The 17550-nt window shown below is 54.5% G+C and carries 16 protein-coding genes; 6 read left to right on the forward strand and 10 right to left on the reverse strand.

What is annotated here, in order from left to right; genetic code table 11:
• Positions 1-10: 10 nt before the first annotated feature.
• Both larB and larE read right to left on the reverse strand, forming a co-directional pair.
• Positions 11-793, reverse strand: a complete 783-nt coding sequence (larB, locus tag AC6RNO_RS24915) for a nickel pincer cofactor biosynthesis protein LarB (RefSeq protein ID WP_474680021.1) — start codon at positions 791-793, stop codon at positions 11-13.
• A complete protein-coding gene (gene larE / locus AC6RNO_RS24920) occupies positions 790-1638 on the reverse strand; it encodes an ATP-dependent sacrificial sulfur transferase LarE (protein WP_497107127.1) in 849 nt (282 codons plus the stop codon). The genes larB and larE overlap by 4 nt, the downstream gene beginning before the upstream one ends.
• A 200-nt stretch (positions 1639-1838) precedes the next feature.
• Between larE and lipA the strand changes: the two genes are divergently transcribed.
• The 3 genes from lipA (at position 1839) to AC6RNO_RS24935 (ending at position 5342) form a co-directional block, all read left to right on the forward strand.
• Positions 1839-2720: a lipoyl synthase gene (gene lipA, locus AC6RNO_RS24925; RefSeq protein WP_497107155.1), complete on the forward strand. Its 882-nt coding sequence runs from the start codon at positions 1839-1841 to the stop codon at positions 2718-2720.
• Between the two features lie 21 nt (positions 2721-2741).
• Positions 2742-3056, forward strand: a complete 315-nt coding sequence (locus tag AC6RNO_RS24930; RefSeq protein ID WP_474680023.1) for a YutD family protein — start codon at positions 2742-2744, stop codon at positions 3054-3056.
• Between the two features lie 153 nt (positions 3057-3209).
• On the forward strand, positions 3210-5342 hold the full coding sequence (locus AC6RNO_RS24935; protein ID WP_497107128.1) for a PAS domain S-box protein: 2133 nt from the start codon (positions 3210-3212) through the stop codon (positions 5340-5342).
• A 68-nt stretch (positions 5343-5410) separates the two neighbouring features.
• On the opposite strand, the gene AC6RNO_RS24940 is transcribed toward AC6RNO_RS24935, so the two are convergent.
• The 5 genes from AC6RNO_RS24940 to spoVV form a co-directional block, all read right to left on the reverse strand.
• Entirely contained in the window at positions 5411-6223 is an 813-nt protein-coding gene (locus AC6RNO_RS24940; RefSeq protein ID WP_474680025.1) for an NAD kinase, read from the reverse strand.
• 12 nt (positions 6224-6235) lie between these two features.
• Entirely contained in the window at positions 6236-6907 is a 672-nt protein-coding gene (locus tag AC6RNO_RS24945) for a PilZ domain-containing protein (protein WP_497107129.1), read from the reverse strand.
• Positions 6908-7079: 172 nt separating this feature from the next.
• Entirely contained in the window at positions 7080-7883 is an 804-nt protein-coding gene (locus tag AC6RNO_RS24950) for a hypothetical protein (protein ID WP_497107130.1), read from the reverse strand.
• A 347-nt stretch (positions 7884-8230) separates the two neighbouring features.
• A complete protein-coding gene (gene glgP, locus AC6RNO_RS24955; protein ID WP_497107131.1) occupies positions 8231-10786 on the reverse strand; it encodes an alpha-glucan family phosphorylase in 2556 nt (851 codons plus the stop codon).
• A gap of 46 nt (positions 10787-10832) precedes the next feature.
• Positions 10833-12071: a dipicolinic acid transporter SpoVV gene (gene spoVV / locus AC6RNO_RS24960; RefSeq protein WP_497107132.1), complete on the reverse strand. Its 1239-nt coding sequence runs from the start codon at positions 12069-12071 to the stop codon at positions 10833-10835.
• Between the two features lie 310 nt (positions 12072-12381).
• Between spoVV and AC6RNO_RS24965 the strand changes: the two genes are divergently transcribed.
• Both AC6RNO_RS24965 and AC6RNO_RS24970 read left to right on the forward strand, forming a co-directional pair.
• Entirely contained in the window at positions 12382-12774 is a 393-nt protein-coding gene (locus AC6RNO_RS24965; RefSeq protein ID WP_488435249.1) for a globin domain-containing protein, read from the forward strand.
• 15 nt (positions 12775-12789) lie between these two features.
• Complete coding sequence (locus AC6RNO_RS24970; RefSeq protein ID WP_474680031.1) at positions 12790-13488, forward strand: DUF2225 domain-containing protein; 699 nt, start codon at positions 12790-12792, stop codon at positions 13486-13488.
• 66 nt (positions 13489-13554) lie between these two features.
• Here the strand turns inward: AC6RNO_RS24970 and AC6RNO_RS24975 are convergent, their stop codons facing one another.
• From AC6RNO_RS24975 to AC6RNO_RS24985, 3 genes are read right to left on the reverse strand one after another with little or no spacing between them, the layout of a single operon-like run.
• A complete protein-coding gene (locus AC6RNO_RS24975; RefSeq protein WP_497107133.1) occupies positions 13555-14682 on the reverse strand; it encodes a diguanylate cyclase in 1128 nt (375 codons plus the stop codon).
• A gap of 43 nt (positions 14683-14725) precedes the next feature.
• Entirely contained in the window at positions 14726-14956 is a 231-nt protein-coding gene (locus AC6RNO_RS24980) for a hypothetical protein (RefSeq protein WP_474680033.1), read from the reverse strand.
• A 4-nt stretch (positions 14957-14960) separates the two neighbouring features.
• Positions 14961-15128: a YycC family protein gene (locus AC6RNO_RS24985; protein WP_474680034.1), complete on the reverse strand. Its 168-nt coding sequence runs from the start codon at positions 15126-15128 to the stop codon at positions 14961-14963.
• Positions 15129-15268: 140 nt separating this feature from the next.
• Here AC6RNO_RS24985 and AC6RNO_RS24990 point away from each other — a divergent pair, with 140 nt between their 5' ends.
• A complete protein-coding gene (locus AC6RNO_RS24990; RefSeq protein WP_497107134.1) occupies positions 15269-17080 on the forward strand; it encodes a M3 family oligoendopeptidase in 1812 nt (603 codons plus the stop codon).
• Positions 17081-17550 lie beyond the last annotated feature (470 nt).

Below are 17550 nucleotides of genomic sequence, written 5' to 3' on the forward strand. Positions count from 1 at the left end.
CTCTCCTGCCTTATGATTTTTTTGACATGTTTTTGTTGATGAGGCCGGCGTAGTACCCGGCTCCGAAGCCGTTGTCGATGTTGACGACGGAGATGCCCGGCGAGCAGGCGTTCAGCATCGACAACAGCGGCGCGACGCCGCCGAGATGCGCGCCGTAGCCGATGCTCGTCGGCACCGCGACGATCGGCTTCGCGACGAGCCCGCCGACGACGCTGGCGAGCGCGCCCTCCATGCCGGCGACGACGACAATCGCGTTGGCACCGCGAATGAGATCCAGCCGGCGGAACAGCCGGTGAATGCCGGCGACGCCGACGTCGAACACCCGTTCGACGTGGCTGCCCAGGCATTCCGCCGTAAGAGCGGCCTCCTCCGCTACGGGGAGGTCGGAGGTGCCTGCGCACACGACGGCGATGTAGCCGTCGTGGACCTTGAGCATCGGGCGCTTGAACCAGGTCAGCGCCCGTGCGGTTTCGTGGTAGCTGACGCCTTCCACGGCAGCGACGACATGGGCGGCTTTGGCTGCGTCGACCCGCGTGGCAAGCACGCGGTCGGTGTGCTCCGTGAGCCGCCGGAAAATCGCCTCGAGCTGCTCGGCGGTCTTGCCTTCCCCGAAGATCACTTCGGGGAAGCCTGTCCGCTTCTCGCGCTCGATGTCAAGCTGGGCAAATCCAAGGTCCAGGGTGCCGGTTCCGCCTGCGGAACCGGTCCCGTCCTTGATGATTTGCCGCTTGGCTTCTTCTACGTCCAGATCGCCCGTCTGGACCAGCTTTAATATTTTTTCCAAATCCATCATAGGGACGCTTCTTTCACCTTTTCTTTCGTTTCCTTGGAAAGCACTTCGTTCATGCTTCCCGTGCGGTAGCCCTGGAGATCCAGCGTCACATAGGCGAAGCCCAGCTTGCTGAATTTCTCGTAAATGGCGTCGCGGTGCTCGAGCACTTTATGAATTTCGTCGGGCATGACTTCGATGCGGGCGATCTTGTCATGGTGTCTGACGCGCACCTGATAAAGGCCAAGCTGTATCAGGAAATGCTCGCCTTCGTCGAGCTGATCGATCTTCCACTTCTCGATGCGCGTTCCGTAAGGAATCCGCGAGGAGAGGCAGGCGAACGAAGGCTTGTTCCAGGTCGGAAGCCCAAGCTCTTTGGAAAGCTGCCTGATTTCATCTTTGGTCAGCCCGGCTTCCTGGAGCGTGCTTCTTACTCCTTGCTCATTCTTGGCCTGAAGTCCGGGACGATAGTCGCCGAGATCGTCTACGTTCGAGCCGTCCAAAATATAAGGATAGCCTAATTGTTTGGCTAATTGCTGCAAATGTGAATACAGTCCCGTCTTGCAATGGTAGCAGCGGTCCGGATTGTTGGCGACGAAATTCGCATTTTCCAGCTCCTTGACCTCTGTTTTGTACAGTGGGACGCCTAATTGCTCCGCAAGCTCAACGGCTGCGTCAAATTCCCGTGTCGGGAACGTCTCGGACGCTGCGGTGACGGCGAGTACCTGATCGCCCAGCTCCTGTTTGGCGCGCTGCAGCACGAACGTGCTGTCCACGCCGCCCGAAAAAGCGACCAGCACGCGGCCCATGCCTTGCAAAATTTCCCCCAGGCGACGGTCCTTCGCGCGCGTTGCTTCTGTTATGCTCATCTTTCTTCCCTCCCACACAGCTCTGTTTCAAATTGCTCAGCCGGCTGTTTTGGTCATCCATAACAGTGTATCATAACTGGAAGTCAAAGTGGATTGTTTTGTCAAGCTTTCATGCTATAATGAGATCAAGCCGCGCCTGAACGCGGGAGTATGCCAAGCAGACGTCCGGACAGGATGAGAAACCATATAACAAAGGCGGGATACGGATGCCTACAAAACTTTTAGAGAGAAAACCAGACTGGCTCAAAATCAAACTTACAACCGGAGACAACTTCAAGGAAATCAAATCGATGATGCGTTCCAAGACGCTGCATACGGTTTGCGAGGAGGCGAAATGCCCGAATATTCACGAGTGCTGGGCGAACCGGACGGCTACGTTCATGATCCTCGGGGATATTTGCACGAGGGCTTGCCGCTTTTGCGCCGTGAAGACGGGGCTGCCGACGGAACTGGATCTGCAGGAACCGGAACGCGTGGCCGATGCCGCGCTGCAAATGGGGCTAAGGCACTGCGTCGTCACCTCGGTCGCCCGCGACGATTTGGAAGACGGCGGGGCGATGATTTTCGCCGAGACGATCAAGGCGGTACGCCGCAAAATGCCGCTGTGCTCCGTCGAAGTGCTCATTCCCGATTTTCTGGGCCGGGAAGCTTCGCTGGCTGCCGTGCTGGAAGCGAAGCCGGACATTTTGAACCATAACATTGAAACCGTAGAGCGCATGTCCGACCGGGTCCGTTCCAAGGCGAAATACCGCCGTTCTCTGGAGCTTCTCGAACGCTCCAAACGCATCGCTCCGGGCATTCCCACCAAATCGAGCATTATGCTCGGCGTCGGGGAAGAATGGGCGGAAGTGCTGCAGACGATGGACGATCTGCGCGCCGTCGGTTGCGACATTATGACGATCGGGCAGTATTTGCAGCCTTCGCCGACGCATTTGGAAGTCAAGCTATATTATACGCCGGAGCAGTTTGCCACGCTGAAGGAAGAAGGCATGCAACGAGGCTTCAAACATGTAGAGTCAGGCCCGCTGGTGAGAAGCTCCTACCATGCCCATGAGCAGGTTCAATCTGCTTCCGGATCTTAGAAAGGGGAATACGTTCCTGGCATGATCCACATAGCGAATAAAACATACGAGCTTGTTACCGACCACAAAAACGGCTGGAACTTCGAGGTATTCCGGGACCGGTTCAGCGAAGTGCTGGAGCGCTACGACTATATTGTCGGCGATTGGGGCTACAATCAATTGCGGCTGCGGGGCTTTTTTAAGGAAAATCACCCGAAAGCGACCAAGGAAAGCTCGATCGCTTCTTTGCAGGATTATTTAAACGAATATTGCAATTTCGGCTGCGCTTATTTTATTATCGAGAAAGTCAACGTCAAAAATCAGGCGGCTCAGGGAACGGCGGCAACGACAGTTTGAGCGCTGTGCTCCGAATTCAAGTAAACCTTGTGAAGGCAACCTCTTCCAAGGTTTACTTTTTTTTAACTTGTTATTGATTATTGGCGGCTTTCGTCTTATGCTTTGGTTAATATTAGGAAGCCTAATCGTGCACAATGATGAGGAGTACGAGTCATGAGGATGCCGCAGCAATTGCCTATCGAAAGCGTGATTCAAAAGGCCCCTGACGGGATTGGCATCGCCGATCTTGACGGCCGCTGGATATATGTCAATGAAGCGTTTTGCCGCTTTACCGGATATACGGAAAATGAACTGCTCGCTTTAACGTTTCAAAGCATTTCGCCGACAGAGGACCATGATTTTGAAACCGCCTGCATGGATGCCCTGCAAACGGGCGCCCGCAGCTCCTGCCGGTTTCACAAACGGTTCATACATAAAAAAGGGCATTCGATCGGTACGACGATCGACTTGTCTCTGCAAACCGGAGACGACCGGCCTGTGTTTTTCGTCTATTTGCAGCAAAGCGGGCGGCTCCACGATACTTACGAGCTTTTAATCAAGCACTCGCTGGATCTGATTTGCCGCATTTCCGTGGATGGCCGGCTCCTGTATGCATCCCCGGTTCTGAAGCCGATGCTGGGCTACGAACCGGAAGAGCTGGAAGGCAAAGAGGCGTGGTCGATCATTCACCGCGACGATGCGGGAGAGATTGTTTCATTTTTTCAGAACATGCGGGAATTTCCCGAACAGACACAGGAGCGGTTTCGGTTAATCCGCAAAAACGGCAGCTTCATTTGGATCGAAGTGACCTGCAACGTCGTCAAAAACGAATATGGCGAGCCCATAGAGACGATTTGCGTATTCCGCGATATCACGGAGCAAAAGCGCCAGGAAGAGCAGCTGAAGCTTTCCCAGGAGCTGTTCGACATCATTACCGGGCATGCGCAGGATTTGATTGCCTACGTATCGGCTGACGGCACTTTCCGCTATGCAAGTCCCGCTTTGCCTGCGCTGCTGGGCTACGAGCCTGATGAGATTATCGGACTGCCGGTGCTGGATTTCGTTCATGACGACGACCTGCGCCGTATTAAGGAAATGGAGTTTTTCCGTTTTTCCGATACAATGCTGTATACGTTCAGAATGCGCCACAAGAACGGCAGCTACGTCTGGCTCGAGTCTCTGATCAAGGGGATACGGAATGAGCAGGGCGGGATCGAAAAAGTATTCGGCATTTCCCGCGATATTACGAACCGCAGGCTGGCGGAGGACGAGCTGAGAGAGCAGGAGCAGCGCTACCGGGAACTGGTTGAACATTCGCCCGACGCGGTAATTATCAGCTCGGGGGGAAAGTGGCTGTATGTGAACACTACGACCGTCAAGCTGCTCGGGGCGAAGTCCAAGGAAGAGGTGCTGGAGCGGGCGTCCGGCTGCATTCATCCCGACGATCTGGACGTTATCGCTGAGAGGCTGCGGCAGGTCGAGCAGGGCGGAGTCCCGGAACTGTTGGAACATAAGTTCATTCGTTTTGACGGGTCCGTTATCCATGCGGAAGTGAAATCGCTGCCGACGACTTACCGGAACGAACCGGCTGTACATACGATTTTGCGGGATATTACTGAACGGAATCATACGCAGGAGCTGTTGAAAGCTTCCGAGAAACTGAATATCGCCGGCCAACTGGCAGCCGGAATCGCCCATGAGATTCGCAATCCGCTTACGTCGCTGAAAGGATTTTTGCAGTTTATCCAGTCCGGCGCCGGGGGCAAAAAAGAACATTTCGACATTATGCTCGACGAAATCAACCGAATTGAGCTGATCGTCAGCGAGCTGCTTGTGCTGGCCAAGCCGGATCAAAAGATGAACGTGCGGGAGATCGATCTGGGCCCGATGCTAAAGCAGGTCATAACGCTGCTGGAGGCGCAGGCGATTTTGAACGGGGTGCAGCTTGCGTACTTTTGCCCGCTGCCGGCTTCGGGGATCAGGGGCGATGAAAACCAGTTGAAACAAGTATTCATCAATATGATCAAAAATGCGATTGAAGCGATGCCGAACGGAGGGGAAATCCGGGTTGAGCTGCTGCAGAGCGAACGCTCCGTTGTCGTGCAGATTACAGATCAGGGCAGCGGCATGGCGGAGGCGAGCATCCGCCGTTTGGGGGAACCTTTTTATACGACGAAGGAAAAAGGCAACGGTCTCGGTTTAATGGTCAGCTTCAAAATCATCGAACAGCATGGAGGCTCGATTCAGATTCAGAGCAAGCAGGAGGAAGGGACGTCATTTCGGATCAGCCTTCCGGTGTATGCCTGAGACGTCTGAACCGCCTGAGCCGTGTGCCCGGCAGGCGCAGCTTGCGCACTGCCGGGCTTTGAGCGCGGCTATTTGACATCGAAGCCGATAAACGCCTCGCGGACCCTGTTCCAAAAAGGAAACGGGCGGAAGCGGGCGAACTTGACCTTGACGTCGGCGGCTACGCGGCAGCGGATCGATATGACGTCGTTGCGCTGCATATAGAGATGATCGAGGGATAAGAGCATGTTCTGGTTCGCCTTCGGATAAATGTCGCAGTGGTGATGCTTGGGCAAAATAATCGGCGATCCGAGCGTGCGGTACACGCGGTTGTTGATGGAGGCGATCTCCGCGATTTGCATCGCTTCGAGCGAAGGGTGAACCATCGCGCCGCCCAAGCTTTTGTTATAGGCCGTGCTGCCGGCCGGCGAAGAGATGCAAATGCCGTCCCCGCGGAACATTTCGAACATCTCGTCGTTAATGTCCAGCCGGGCCACCAGGGAAACTTCGATGCCTCTCAGCGTAAACTCGTTCAGCGCCAGGTGAGTTTCGACGCCTGCCGCTGTCGTAATTTCGATTTCGACCACCGGATATTGAACGATGCTCAGCCCGTCGGGGCCTGCAGTGTTGAGCATAAGCGCCGCCAAATGATCCATCTCATACGGCTTCCAATCGGCAAAAAAGCCCAGGTGCCCCGTATGGATGCCGACGAAAGCGATGCTGTCCAGCTTCCCGACATATTGATGGAACGCCTGAAGCATCGTGCCGTCTCCGCCGATCGAAAGGACGATGTCGGGATTTTCCTCATCTCTTGGCATTCCATGGTGAGATGCAATAAAATGAAAACGTTCCGCCAACTCCTGAGAAATTTCATCGCCCCGGTCAATCACATTGTATTTCAAAATTTTTCCTCCTTAACATTCCAAACAGTAGCTTTCGATTTGCCCAAGTATGGATTCGGATGTATTTCTAAATTCGGCCGCGACCCGGTAAGAATCATGGCTAAAACTCGTTACGCGGACAATTTCGCAAAATGCCGAGATCGGCTGCGGATGCTGGGGCAAAAAGAAGCTTACCTCCAAAAACAACGGATAAAACAGCCGGTTCGTCGTAATGAACGACAGGCCGCCTGCGCTGATATCAAGCAATTGGCCGGTAAAGGCGACCCCTTTGCGGGCGGATATTCCGCGTATGCCGACGACCTGAAGCGTAATCGGCGTCCTGACGGACAACTTGATGCGGCTGTACCGGCGGCTCTGATGAATATGAATGTCATCAGGTATCGAGAGCGTCAGAATGCAGCACGTTTTTTTGTTGTCCAGTTGGACCAGATCGACAGAACCCGCATACAGGAGGCTCCGGTCCCGGAGGGAAAACTCGATGAATGTGACGTGTTCAAGCTTTTCGAATGGATAAAGTCCGGGCAGTTCCAATAAAACGGTAAAAGAAGATTCGCTGATTTTCTCTACGGTAAAGCTCTCCTCATAGCAAAAGGGCTGTCCATCCTTCGCTTCGCCGACGATGATGAGCCGGCATTCGGCGTTCGGTTTCAAGAGCCCCAATTCTAGCAGCTTATTCCAGTCCATAGCATCACCAAGCAGGCAGATTTACATACATCATCGGCACGAACATAACGTGACAACTACTTTCATAATAATCAATTAAATGAAATAAGGAAAGGGGCTGAATACGAAAGCCGCCGGCGGCTGCAGAGAAGGGCTCTGCGGCGGGCCGGGGATTGGCACGGAATGATGAAAATCATCCGTGCGGCACGGTGTGAGGGCGCGGCGCGCGTGCCCGCAAAGCACCCATCTCTGCATGGAACGATGAAAACCGTCCGTGCAGCAGAGTGTGAGGGCCGCGCCCCCGCTTGCAAAGCTGTTTTGCATCGTTGCAGTAGGCCGTGCGAGCGTGCAGGCCATGCGCAGAAAACCTGCAAAAGTACATCTTTTTGCTCCCAGATGTCTGTGGCTCGGAATAATTCCTGCAAAAATGCAGTTTTTTTCGCCGAAATTCAGGCCCAAAGCCACTTTGAGCGAAAATTCCTGCACAATTCAGGCTGTTGAGAAAGTCTAACGGGTTTCCTCTCAGATCAATTTTTATGTGGGGGCACTCATCTTGAAGAGAAAAAATTGATTTAAAACGATCTGAGAGGGGTATTTGGCTCATGCTTTTGGTGCTTTTTTTGAGCATCCAGGAAAAAAGGGGGTTTCTCAACAGCCTGACAATTGCAGGTATTTCTGCCAAACGAGCATCCGCCGCCAAAAAAGCCTGCACTTTTGCAGGTTTTTGGTCCGGGGCAAGCAGCTGTATCGCAAGTTGAGCCAAGCTACTGTATTTGTAGGCCGAGCCAAAAACTTCGCAATTGTCAGGGCCATCTTTGACGGCACAGGAACGAGGCATTCCTGCGAGCAAACAGCAAATAAAACCGGCATCGAATAACCATGGCTTAAGAAGACAAACTTTGCTTGTCAGAACCGTTTGAGCGCCAGTCCGCAAATAAATGATGAGGTGCCGCGAAAAAAACGATTGCGGATGCACGTTCCAAGCAAACGAGGCCATCCGGAACGTATCCGAATGGCCTCGCTCGAGCGAAGAAATTACGAAGATTGGAACTCTCGCAGAAGATACGCATCGCTGGTAGCTACCTCGGCCGGCTACACTCCCTAGGCATTCATCAGCGAAAGTGAGCTCGTGGCGAAGAAGCACTTCAGCCCGCCGGTCACGCTTGCCAAGTGCTTAGAATGTGCATCATCAGCAGGATTGAACCCGTGGCGAAGGAGCCTTGCCGCGCCGCCGGTTCCCGCTCGTCAGGTGCGCATAACAGGCATGCATCAGCGAGAGCAAGCCCGTGGCGAAGCAGCCCTTCCACGCCGCCGTTCCCGCTCGCTAAGCGTACAGAACAGGCATCATCTGTGCAAGGTGCTCGTCACCAGAGGAAGCTCGTAGGAGTGGGCAAAATTCGGGCTGATGGGCCGGACGCGGACCGAAAAATGGGGCCCGTGCAAAAGATGCTCGGGTATCACCGCTTTATACCGCTGCGTCTCCTGCAGGAGGGGCTCCGAAGGCTCCATAGCGACGATGACCTGCTCCCACACGCCGCCTTTTTCTTCGTAGTAAACAATTTCCACGACCGTGTCCGGCGGCCATACGGGACCGTAAAAAACGTCCGCGGAGATCTCTTTCATGGCCGGCTGGCCCTCTTGCCCAAGAGGCAGCTCTGTCGATCTTTTGGCGGAGCGGTCGTCAACCGCGAGTATTTTTACGTGATGCCAGTTGTTTTTGATAAAACGCTTGTAATCGGCGACTTTGACCGCAAGGTCGTATCCGTCCCGGGCGAAGCGTTTGGCGCGGTCGGATGTCGGCAGGTAAGTAAGCTCCGCGTAGTTCTGTACCATCCGATGCGTGTTGTAGGCCGGGCTGAGCGTTTCCATCGAACGCTTCATGCGGCTGATCCACTGGTGGGGCACATCCCCCTGATTGTAATAAAGCGGGACGATCTCCTGCTCCAGGATGCGATAAATAGCGGCCGTGTTTTCTCTTTCCTGAGCGGCCCAATCCGCTTCGCCCGCCGAACCGATCGCCCACCCGTTCGAACCGTTGTAGCCTTCCTCCCACCAGCCGTCGAGGACGCTGAAATTGATCGCTCCGTTCATCGCCGCTTTTTGGCCGCTAGTTCCGCTCGCTTCAAGCGGGCGCCGCGGATTGTTCAGCCATACGTCGACTCCTTGGACGAGGTAGCGGGCCATGTTGATGTCGTAATTTTCGAGCATGACGATTTTTCCGGCAAACTCTTTCATTTGCGACACGCGATAAATTTCGCGGATGAGCTCCTGGCCGGGATGGTCGGCCGGATGCGCTTTGCCGGCAAAGATGAACTGAACCGGCCGGTCGGGGTCGTTCAGCAGCTTTTTCAGCCGGTACAAATCGTTAAAAACAAGATTCGCCCGCTTGTAGGTGGCAAACCGTCTGGCGAAGCCGATCGTCAGCGCTTTCGGATTCAAGTACTGCCGCACCTCGTCGATCCGCTCGGCCGATTCGCCGTTGCGCTTCCGCTGTTCCATCAAATTGCGGCGCGCGAACCGGATCATATTCATTTTGAGTTGCTGGTGCACCTTCCAGATGGATTCGTCCGGAATGATGGCGATCCCTTCCCACTGCTGCGGGCTCGATTGGCGGATTTTCCACGAGCCGGGAAGAAAACGGTCCAGCAGCTCCTTCCATTCGGGAGCCATCCACGTATCGAGGTGAACGCCGTTCGTAATCGCATCGATCGGCACTTCGCCCGGCTCGATGTTGCCGTGAAATTCGCGGAACATTTCGCGGGAAACTTGCCCGTGCAGCTTGCTGACGCCGTTGCGCAGCGCGGACGTATTCAAGGCGAGATGGGTCATGTTGAACAGCCCTGTGCGCTTATCGAGCCCAAGCTCGACGATCTCTCTCTTGTTAACGGCGAGCTCGGTGAAAAGTGGCCCCAGATGATGCTCCACCATCCCGACAGGAAAAGCGTCATGCCCGGCGGGAACCGGCGTGTGCGTCGTAAAGACGGTTGCAGCGCGAACCGTTTCCACGGCGACATGAAAAGCCAGGCCCTGTTTCAGCAGCTCTCTCAGCCGTTCAAGGGCCAGGAAAGCCGCGTGGCCTTCGTTGATGTGATAGACGTTCGGATAGATGCCGAGCGCGCGAAGCGCTTTGACTCCGCCGATTCCGAGCAATATTTCTTGGGAAATACGCGTGTCCTGATTGCCTCCGTACAGCTGGGAGGTCAGCTCCTTATCGGCAGCGCTATTGGCGCCGTGATCGGCATCCAGCAAATATACCGGGTTTCTTCCGACCTGCACGTTCCATACCTTCAAGGCGACCGAGCGACCGGGCATATCCACGTACACGATCAGCTCCTGCCCGTCTATAAGCGCAGGGCGAACGGGGAGCTTGGCAAAATCATAATAAAATAATTCCGCTTGCTGGCCGCCGGAAGCATCGAGCCTTTGCGTAAAATAGCCTTTTTTGTACAACAGCCCGACGCCGGTCAAAGGAAGGCCGAGATCGCTGGCCGACTTGCAATGATCCCCGGCCAAAATGCCGAGCCCGCCGGAATAAATCGGCAGCGACTCGTGAAAGCCGAACTCCGCGGAAAAGTAGGCGATTTGCACGAAGCCTTTATCCCCGTAGCTCTCCTGAAACCAGGTGCTGCCATTCAAGTATGCATCCAACTGTGCGGTTACGCGGCCGTAGGCTTCCAGGAAATCGGCATCCCGGCCGAGGCTTTCCAACTGCGAACCGTCCAGCTCCTCCAGCAGGCGGACCGGATTGTGCCCGGATTGCTCCCATTTGGCGACGTCTATCCGTTCAAAGAGCTGCAGCGCCTCATGGTTCCAACTGAACCAAAGATTATATGCAATGTCCGAAAGGCGCTGGATGGCCGGCGGAAGTGTTCTTGCACCTGAAGTAAACGCAGCTTGCATATTTTGCTGTCCTCTTCCTTTGTTTGAATTTTCATGAATACCCATATTATCTTGTTCCACCAACCTTTTCATACATCAGTCTAAGAAAGGAGTATGCGGCAAACAGCAGCACGATGACTGCAAGAGCGGCAATGAATACCGTTCCGCTGGCGGGCAGCACTTGTTTGGCAAAACTGGAAAGGGGGGATGCCGTATCGAAATCGGGTAAAAATACGGATGTCTGCGCGCGAAATTGCTGCATAGGCTCCCAAATGACGAGTACAAGAGCGGCGGACAGCAAGCCGTGCGCCAGCCTGGCGGTGAAAAAGGGCAAATACCGCATATTCGTATGGCTCAGCAGACTGACGATTTGGGCATGAACGGACAGCCCGGCCCAGGACAAAATAAAAGCGGCGATCGCGACCTTGCTCGAGAGTGCGAGGCTGGTTGCAGCGGCACCGGCGGCTTTGGCTCCGAGGGTAACTTCGAACAAGCCGTTCATCACCGCTTGCGAAAGCTCGCTCGGCAGGCCGAAAGCCGTAAGCAGAGTCCGAATCAGCACGTACATGGCGTTCATGACATGAGCGGTTGTCAGCACTTCCAGCACGACGGAAAAAAAGACGACGAGACCGCCGACAACGAAAATCAGGTTGAGCGATTGCAAAATAGCCTGGCTCATCAATGCGCCGATCGGCCGTCCGTCAGCGAGCCTGGCCCGGTGCATCGCCCGGAACGCCCGGCCCCAGATGTTTCCTGCGGTTCTGGGGGCTTGCGGCGACGGCTCGCTCTTCCGGCCGTGGAACCGCATCATGATGCCGATGAGCACGGAGCCGCCGTAATGCGCGGCGGCCAAAATGACGGCGAGGCCGGCATCATGGAAAAAACCGACGGACACGGCTCCGATCAGGAAGATCGGGTCCGAGCTCGTGGTGAAGGCGACCAGCCGTTCGCCTTCCTCGCGGTTCACCAGCTTTTGTTCCCAAAGCTGGGAAGTCAAGCGGGCGCCGACCGGGTAGCCGGCGGCAAAGCCCATCGCCATGACGAAGCCGCCGATGCCGGGAATGCGAAAGACCGGCCGCATCATCGGATCAAGCAGCGCCCCGAAAAAATGGACGATGCCGAAGCCGAGCATAATCTCCGATATGACAAAGAACGGGAACAGCGCCGGGAAGAGCACGTCCCACCAAATGGATACCCCGCGCAAAGCGGCTTCCAGCCCTTCCTTCGGGAAAAAAAACAGGCATGTGCCGATCGCCATGACGACAAAGGCGGTAAGAAAAGCCGAGGTAACATTCCGATTTTGCATGGGACAGCGCCTCCTAAAAGCTGAACATAAGCTTACACATCAAATATATGAGTGGGGGTGGACATACATTCCGCTCTGAAAAATTGGACTTTGGACTGTTTTCTATCGGTTTTTATGGTAAAATAGAACTAAGTAGCGTATTGAATAAAGTCTTATATCTTGGGCCGCGGGAGTGATTCATATGACAAGTGTCATCGCCGGACTTCTCGTATGTGCTTTTGTGTTCGTCATCAGAGAAATGTTAATGAACGCAGCGGATGAAGATTGGGAGAATTACTAGACTGCTACCGGTTAGAGAGGTTTGAAACAAATGACAGATAAGGAACGCGATACGATTTATGAAGCGATGGGGGGAGCGGAGACGATCCGCAAGCTCGTGGAGGCCTTTTATCCGAAAGTACAGCAGCACCCGCTGCTTGCGCCTCTGTTCCCCGCAGATATTATACCTGTGATGGAGAAGCAGTATTTGTTCCTCACCCAGTTTTTCGGAGGGCCTTCCTTGTACTCCGATCAATACGGGCACCCGATGATGAGGGGCAGGCACATGCCGTTCCCGATTACGGTCGAGCGGGCGGATGCGTGGCTGGGCTGCATGTCCGAGGCTATGGAGGAAATCGGTTTGCCGCAGGACCTTAGAAGCTTCTTGCTGGAACGTTTGAAAGGATCTGCTTATCACTTTGTCAATACGCCCGAATCGGAATAGAAAGGCGTGGCCCCCATGGTCGAACCACTTTACGAAATCAATGTGCGATGCACATACTGCGACAATACGTTCAAAACTTCCAAAGTGCGTCCCAGCTTCAAAAAAGCGAAGCAAACCGATACGGATTTCTGCGTGCATTATAACGGTACGAATCCCGATTATTATGTAGTCCGGATCTGTCCTTTTTGCGGATACGCGCATACCGAGAACTTCTCCGGCAGTTGGAAGCCCGTGCATAAAGAACAATTCCATGACAGAGTGGTGAAAAATTGGTCGATGCGCGATTTCGGCGGGGAGCGCACTTGGGAAGAGGCGCTGCGAAGCTACAAGCTGGCGCTGCTCTGCGCGCAGATCAAGGAGGAGAAGCCGCGGGTGGTGGCAGGACTTCTGCATCATATCGCCTGGCTTTATCGTTCCAAGGAAGATAAAGAGCAGGAGAAACGCTTCCTGGCCTATGCGCTGGACGCCTACGTAAACGTGTTCGAAAGCGAAGGAATGGATCTGAACAACGCCAGATTGATGTTTTTGCTGGGCGAACTGAACCGGCGGTTGAGCAGCTATAATGAAGCGGTCAAATGGTTTTCACGGGTTATCAACGACCGCAAAATTATGGATGCCGCGATGATTCGCGCCAGCCGCGAGCAGTGGGTCGCCACCCGTGAGGACATGCTCGCCTCCAGATTGGAACTGCCGGAAGAAATGAAGCATGCTTGAGGCGGATCTGCCTGCAATAACAAAATGAACGCTTATCGATTCTGAAGGGACTGGAAGCTCCCGGAATCAGTAAGCGTTCATTTTTGCTTCATGGCCAGTCTGGCTTGTCAGGTCTGTCGGGCCGTCAAACAGGGTGACGCGGTTTTTGCCGGAATGCTTGGACGCATACAAGGCTTGATCCGCCTCGGAAACGATGCGCTGCAGCTCATCCTGGACCGACCGCGCCGTCGAGATTCCGATCGATACCGTTATCGGCATGGTTGAATCCGGGCGGCTCTCGCGAAAATGGTGCGCTACCGTCCGGCAAAGCCGGTCAGCGTACCGGACAACCCGGTCGGGATCGGTCTCCGTGCTCAGCAATATAAATTCTTCCCCGCCGTAGCGTGCCGCATAATCCTGCTCCTGGATGGAATTTCTGAGCAAAGCGCCGATATCGCGCAGCAGCTGATCGCCTTCCAGATGGCCGAACTGGTCGTTAAAATGTTTGAAATTATCGATGTCGATCATGAAAATTGATATTTTGCGCTTTTTCATTACGTTTTCGGCTATGGCGGTGAAGCTGCGCAAATTCGGAAGCCGGGTCAAGCCGTCCTGGTTCGCCTGTATTTCAAGCTGCCGCTGGAGCCGCCAGCTTGTGTTCTCGTCATTGAACATCACAATCAGCACAATGAAAGCCGCCGATGCGATAAGGAGCATAAAAATCTGATTCGCCGCATAATCCCAGGATAAGACAGGTTCGCTGAAAACATGTATCAGCAGCCTCGCGACAAAGACGAGGAGGCTGATTTGCACGCCATGACGCACCGGGATGTCCAGAAAACCGCGGCGGTATTCTTTATTATGAAAAAAAGCGCTTAACAAAGCGGGAATGACGAGTTCCTGTACGATAACCGAAATCCCGTTGTCATCTTGCCGGAATAGACCGAAACCGGCAGGCACAAGGGTGGAGAGCAGAGCTCCGGGAAGTCCGTACTGCAGGCCGGCCATAAAAATGGGCAGCGACCGCAAATCGATCAGCCCGAGTGCCTCAGGCAGCGGCTCCAGCATCATAAGCATACTGGCGATTCCTGTCAGCAGGGGAGCGAGCAGCCCTTCGTAAGGTTCGATAATCATTTTGCCGCGTATTTTCAGGGCGATATAGTTGAGAGTGACTAGTAGGCAAGCGTTAGTAAGCGGGGCGAGGTATTCATTCATAAGGGCCAATTTACTCCTTAAGCCCGGAAACTGCGATTAAGGCCTAACGCAGACGGCGGTCGGCCAATAAATAATCGCGGTCCGTATCGATGACCGTCAGCTTGTTATGACAGCAGGGGAACACAAGCAGCTTTTTCTTTCCTTCGCGAATGGATTCCAGTTCATGGATTTTGAGCGGCAGCAGCACATTGGGGCTATGGCAGAACGGGCATTCCGTCACATACACATCTTTCATAATAATTTCATACGGCCATGTATTAGCGAATGGTATCAAAGAACTACTCCGGTTTCTTGTCGCCGCTGTTCGGAGACGGAAGATCTTTGGCCAGCTCGGCAAGTTTTTGAAGCAAAATATGCTGAGGCATGTGCATGAGATGCTCTAACGGCACTTTCAGCTGTTCGGCCAGCTTTTGTGCTGTTTCGGGTGATATTTGCAACGGTTTCATATCATTGGTCCACCTTCCGTTTTCAAAAATGCTGCAACCATTACTTTAATTGATATCATACTTTGTACCCGGAAGCAATGATCAGTTTGGCGACTTGGAGTTCCACCCGGAGTATGTTTTAATAGGAAATGAAAGGATAGGTGATTATTTTGCTTCATACGCCTTTAAGTCAAACCTGGGATCTGGATTCCTTTTTTCCCGGAGGCAGCGAGTCTGCCGAATTCTCGGCTTTTTTAAAGGAGCTGCAGGCTTCCATATCGGAATTTCAAAATCTTGTGCGCGCAGCCGCCGCTCCGCAAAGCGCGGATGACACCGCATGGCTGACAGGGCTTGTGCAGCTATTGCAGCAAATGCTTGGCAATCTCAGCGAAGCGGATTCATTCGTAGGATGCTTGCTCGCCGACAACCAGGCAGATAAAAAAGCGGCCATTCTTGGCGGACAGGTCAAAAGTCTTTATGCCGAATATTTGTCTTCGCTGACGCTGTTCGACCAAGTTCTAACCGGCATTCCGGAGTCCGTTTGGCAGGCGCTGCTGGCCAAAGAGCCGTTCAAGGCTATCGCTTTCCCGCTGGACGAGCGCCGCACGCTCGCCAAGGAGAAGCTGCCGCCGGAGCAGGAGGCACTCATCAACGATCTGGCGGTGGACGGCTATCACGGCTGGGGCGACCTGTACAACACGACGGTAAGCCAATTCCGCATGACCGTGGATGAAAACGGCAAGACGACCGAACTTTCGGCGGGGCAAGCTTTTAACAAGCTGCACACGGAAAACCGCGAAGAGCGGCTGAAGTTGTTCGAGCAGTGGGAGAACGCGTGGGCCGACAAAGCGGATTACTGCGCCGAAGCGCTGAACCATCTGGCCGGATTCCGCCTGCAAGTTTACAAATACAGAGGCTGGAAAGACGTACATAAGGAACCGCTGGATATTAACCGCATGCAGGATAAAACACTCCAAGTCATGTGGGACGTTATCGACCGCAACAAGCAGGTGTTTGTAGACTACTTGCACCGCAAGGCCCGCTTGCTCGGTGTCGACAAGCTCGCCTGGGTCGATGTCGATGCACCGCTCGGCGACGCGGCCAAAAAAATCAGCTACGACGAAGGCGCCCGGCTGATCATCGACCAGTTCGAGCGGTTCAGCCCGAAGATGGCGGCTTTCTCCGCGCAAGCGTTTAACAACCGCTGGATTGAGGCGGAGGACCGCCCGGGCAAGCGCCCCGGAGGCTTCTGCACATCCTTTCCGGTGGCCGGAGAGACGCGCATTTTCATGACTTACGGCGGCACGGCCAACAACGTCTCGACGCTGGCTCACGAGCTCGGCCACGGCTACCACCAGCATGTGATGAAAGACATGCCGGTTCTGGCCCAGCAGTATGCGATGAACGTTGCGGAGACCGCTTCTACATTCGCCGAGATGATCGTCGCGGATGCCGCAGTGAAGGGAGCCGCTTCCGACGAAGAGCGAATCATCCTGCTGGAAGATAAAATTCAGCGTTCGATCGCATTTTTCATGAACATCCATGCGCGCTTCATCTTCGAAACGAATTTCTACGAAGAGCGCCGCCAGGGGCTGGTCAGCGCCGACCGCTTGAACGAACTGATGGTCAGCGCGCAAAAAGCGGCTTACAAAGATGCGCTGAGCAGCTACCATCCGCATTTTTGGGCGGCGAAGCTGCATTTTTATGCGACTGACGTTCCGTTCTACAACTTTCCGTACACGTTCGGGTACTTGTTCAGTGCAGGCATTTATGCAAGAGCCGCGGAAGAGGGGCCTGCTTTTGAAGACAAATACGTGGCCCTGCTCAGGGATACGGGCAGCATGAATGTCGAAGAGCTGGCGCAAAAGCATCTGGGCCTCGACCTGACGGAACCCGACTTCTGGCAAAGCGCAGTGGACATGGCGATTGCCGACGTTCGGCAGTTTATGGAGCTGACGGCGGACAAAGTATAAGTATGACCGTACGAACCTGGCACACCCGGAGAGGTGGAGTCGGGTTCGTTTTAAGTTTTGGGGGAGCCGGACGAAAGCAACGGGCTTCGCTTGGCCGCCAACGACGACGGCACAACCTGCGAACGCTCGTCGGGCGACCGGAGCGCGGCAAAGCCTGCGAATGCTCGCCGCGGGCGGCCGGAGCGCGGCAAAACCTGTGAACGATCGCCCGGCGGCCGGAGCGCGGTAAAACCTGCGAAAGTCAGGCGGTGGAGAAACCCACGCGCTAGAGCCGGTCGCACCATCTGCCGGGTCGCGCGAAGAAAACCTGCAAAAATACAGTTTTTGCTCGATGGATACGCCGGCTACGACAAATTCCTGCAAATGTGCAGGCTTTTCGCCGTGAACATGGGCTCAGACTCGTTTTTATCGAAAATTCCTGCACAATCGCAGGCTTTTCGCCAAAACGAACCATTTCTAAGGAAAAAGCC

The sequence above is a fragment of the Paenibacillus sp. sgz302190 genome, assembly GCF_059820445.1.

Bases quoted from the DNA above. Each gene is read 5' to 3' on its own strand.
- larB (WP_474680021.1), bottom strand. From the start codon at position 793: ATGATGGATTTGGAAAAAATATTAAAGCTGGTCCAGACGGGCGATCTG.
- larE (WP_497107127.1), bottom strand. From the start codon at position 1,638: ATGAGCATAACAGAAGCAACGCGCGCGAAGGACCGTCGCCTGGGGGAA.
- AC6RNO_RS24930 (WP_474680023.1), top strand. From the start codon at position 2,742: ATGATCCACATAGCGAATAAAACATACGAGCTTGTTACCGACCACAAA.
- AC6RNO_RS24935 (WP_497107128.1), top strand. From the start codon at position 3,210: ATGAGGATGCCGCAGCAATTGCCTATCGAAAGCGTGATTCAAAAGGCC.
- AC6RNO_RS24945 (WP_497107129.1), bottom strand. From the start codon at position 6,907: ATGGACTGGAATAAGCTGCTAGAATTGGGGCTCTTGAAACCGAACGCC.
- AC6RNO_RS24950 (WP_497107130.1), bottom strand. From the start codon at position 7,883: ATGGCCTCGTTTGCTTGGAACGTGCATCCGCAATCGTTTTTTTCGCGG.
- glgP (WP_497107131.1), bottom strand. From the start codon at position 10,786: ATGCAAGCTGCGTTTACTTCAGGTGCAAGAACACTTCCGCCGGCCATC.
- spoVV (WP_497107132.1), bottom strand. From the start codon at position 12,071: ATGCAAAATCGGAATGTTACCTCGGCTTTTCTTACCGCCTTTGTCGTC.
- AC6RNO_RS24965 (WP_488435249.1), top strand. From the start codon at position 12,382: ATGACAGATAAGGAACGCGATACGATTTATGAAGCGATGGGGGGAGCG.
- AC6RNO_RS24970 (WP_474680031.1), top strand. From the start codon at position 12,790: ATGGTCGAACCACTTTACGAAATCAATGTGCGATGCACATACTGCGAC.
- AC6RNO_RS24975 (WP_497107133.1), bottom strand. From the start codon at position 14,682: ATGAATGAATACCTCGCCCCGCTTACTAACGCTTGCCTACTAGTCACT.
- AC6RNO_RS24985 (WP_474680034.1), bottom strand. From the start codon at position 15,128: ATGAAACCGTTGCAAATATCACCCGAAACAGCACAAAAGCTGGCCGAA.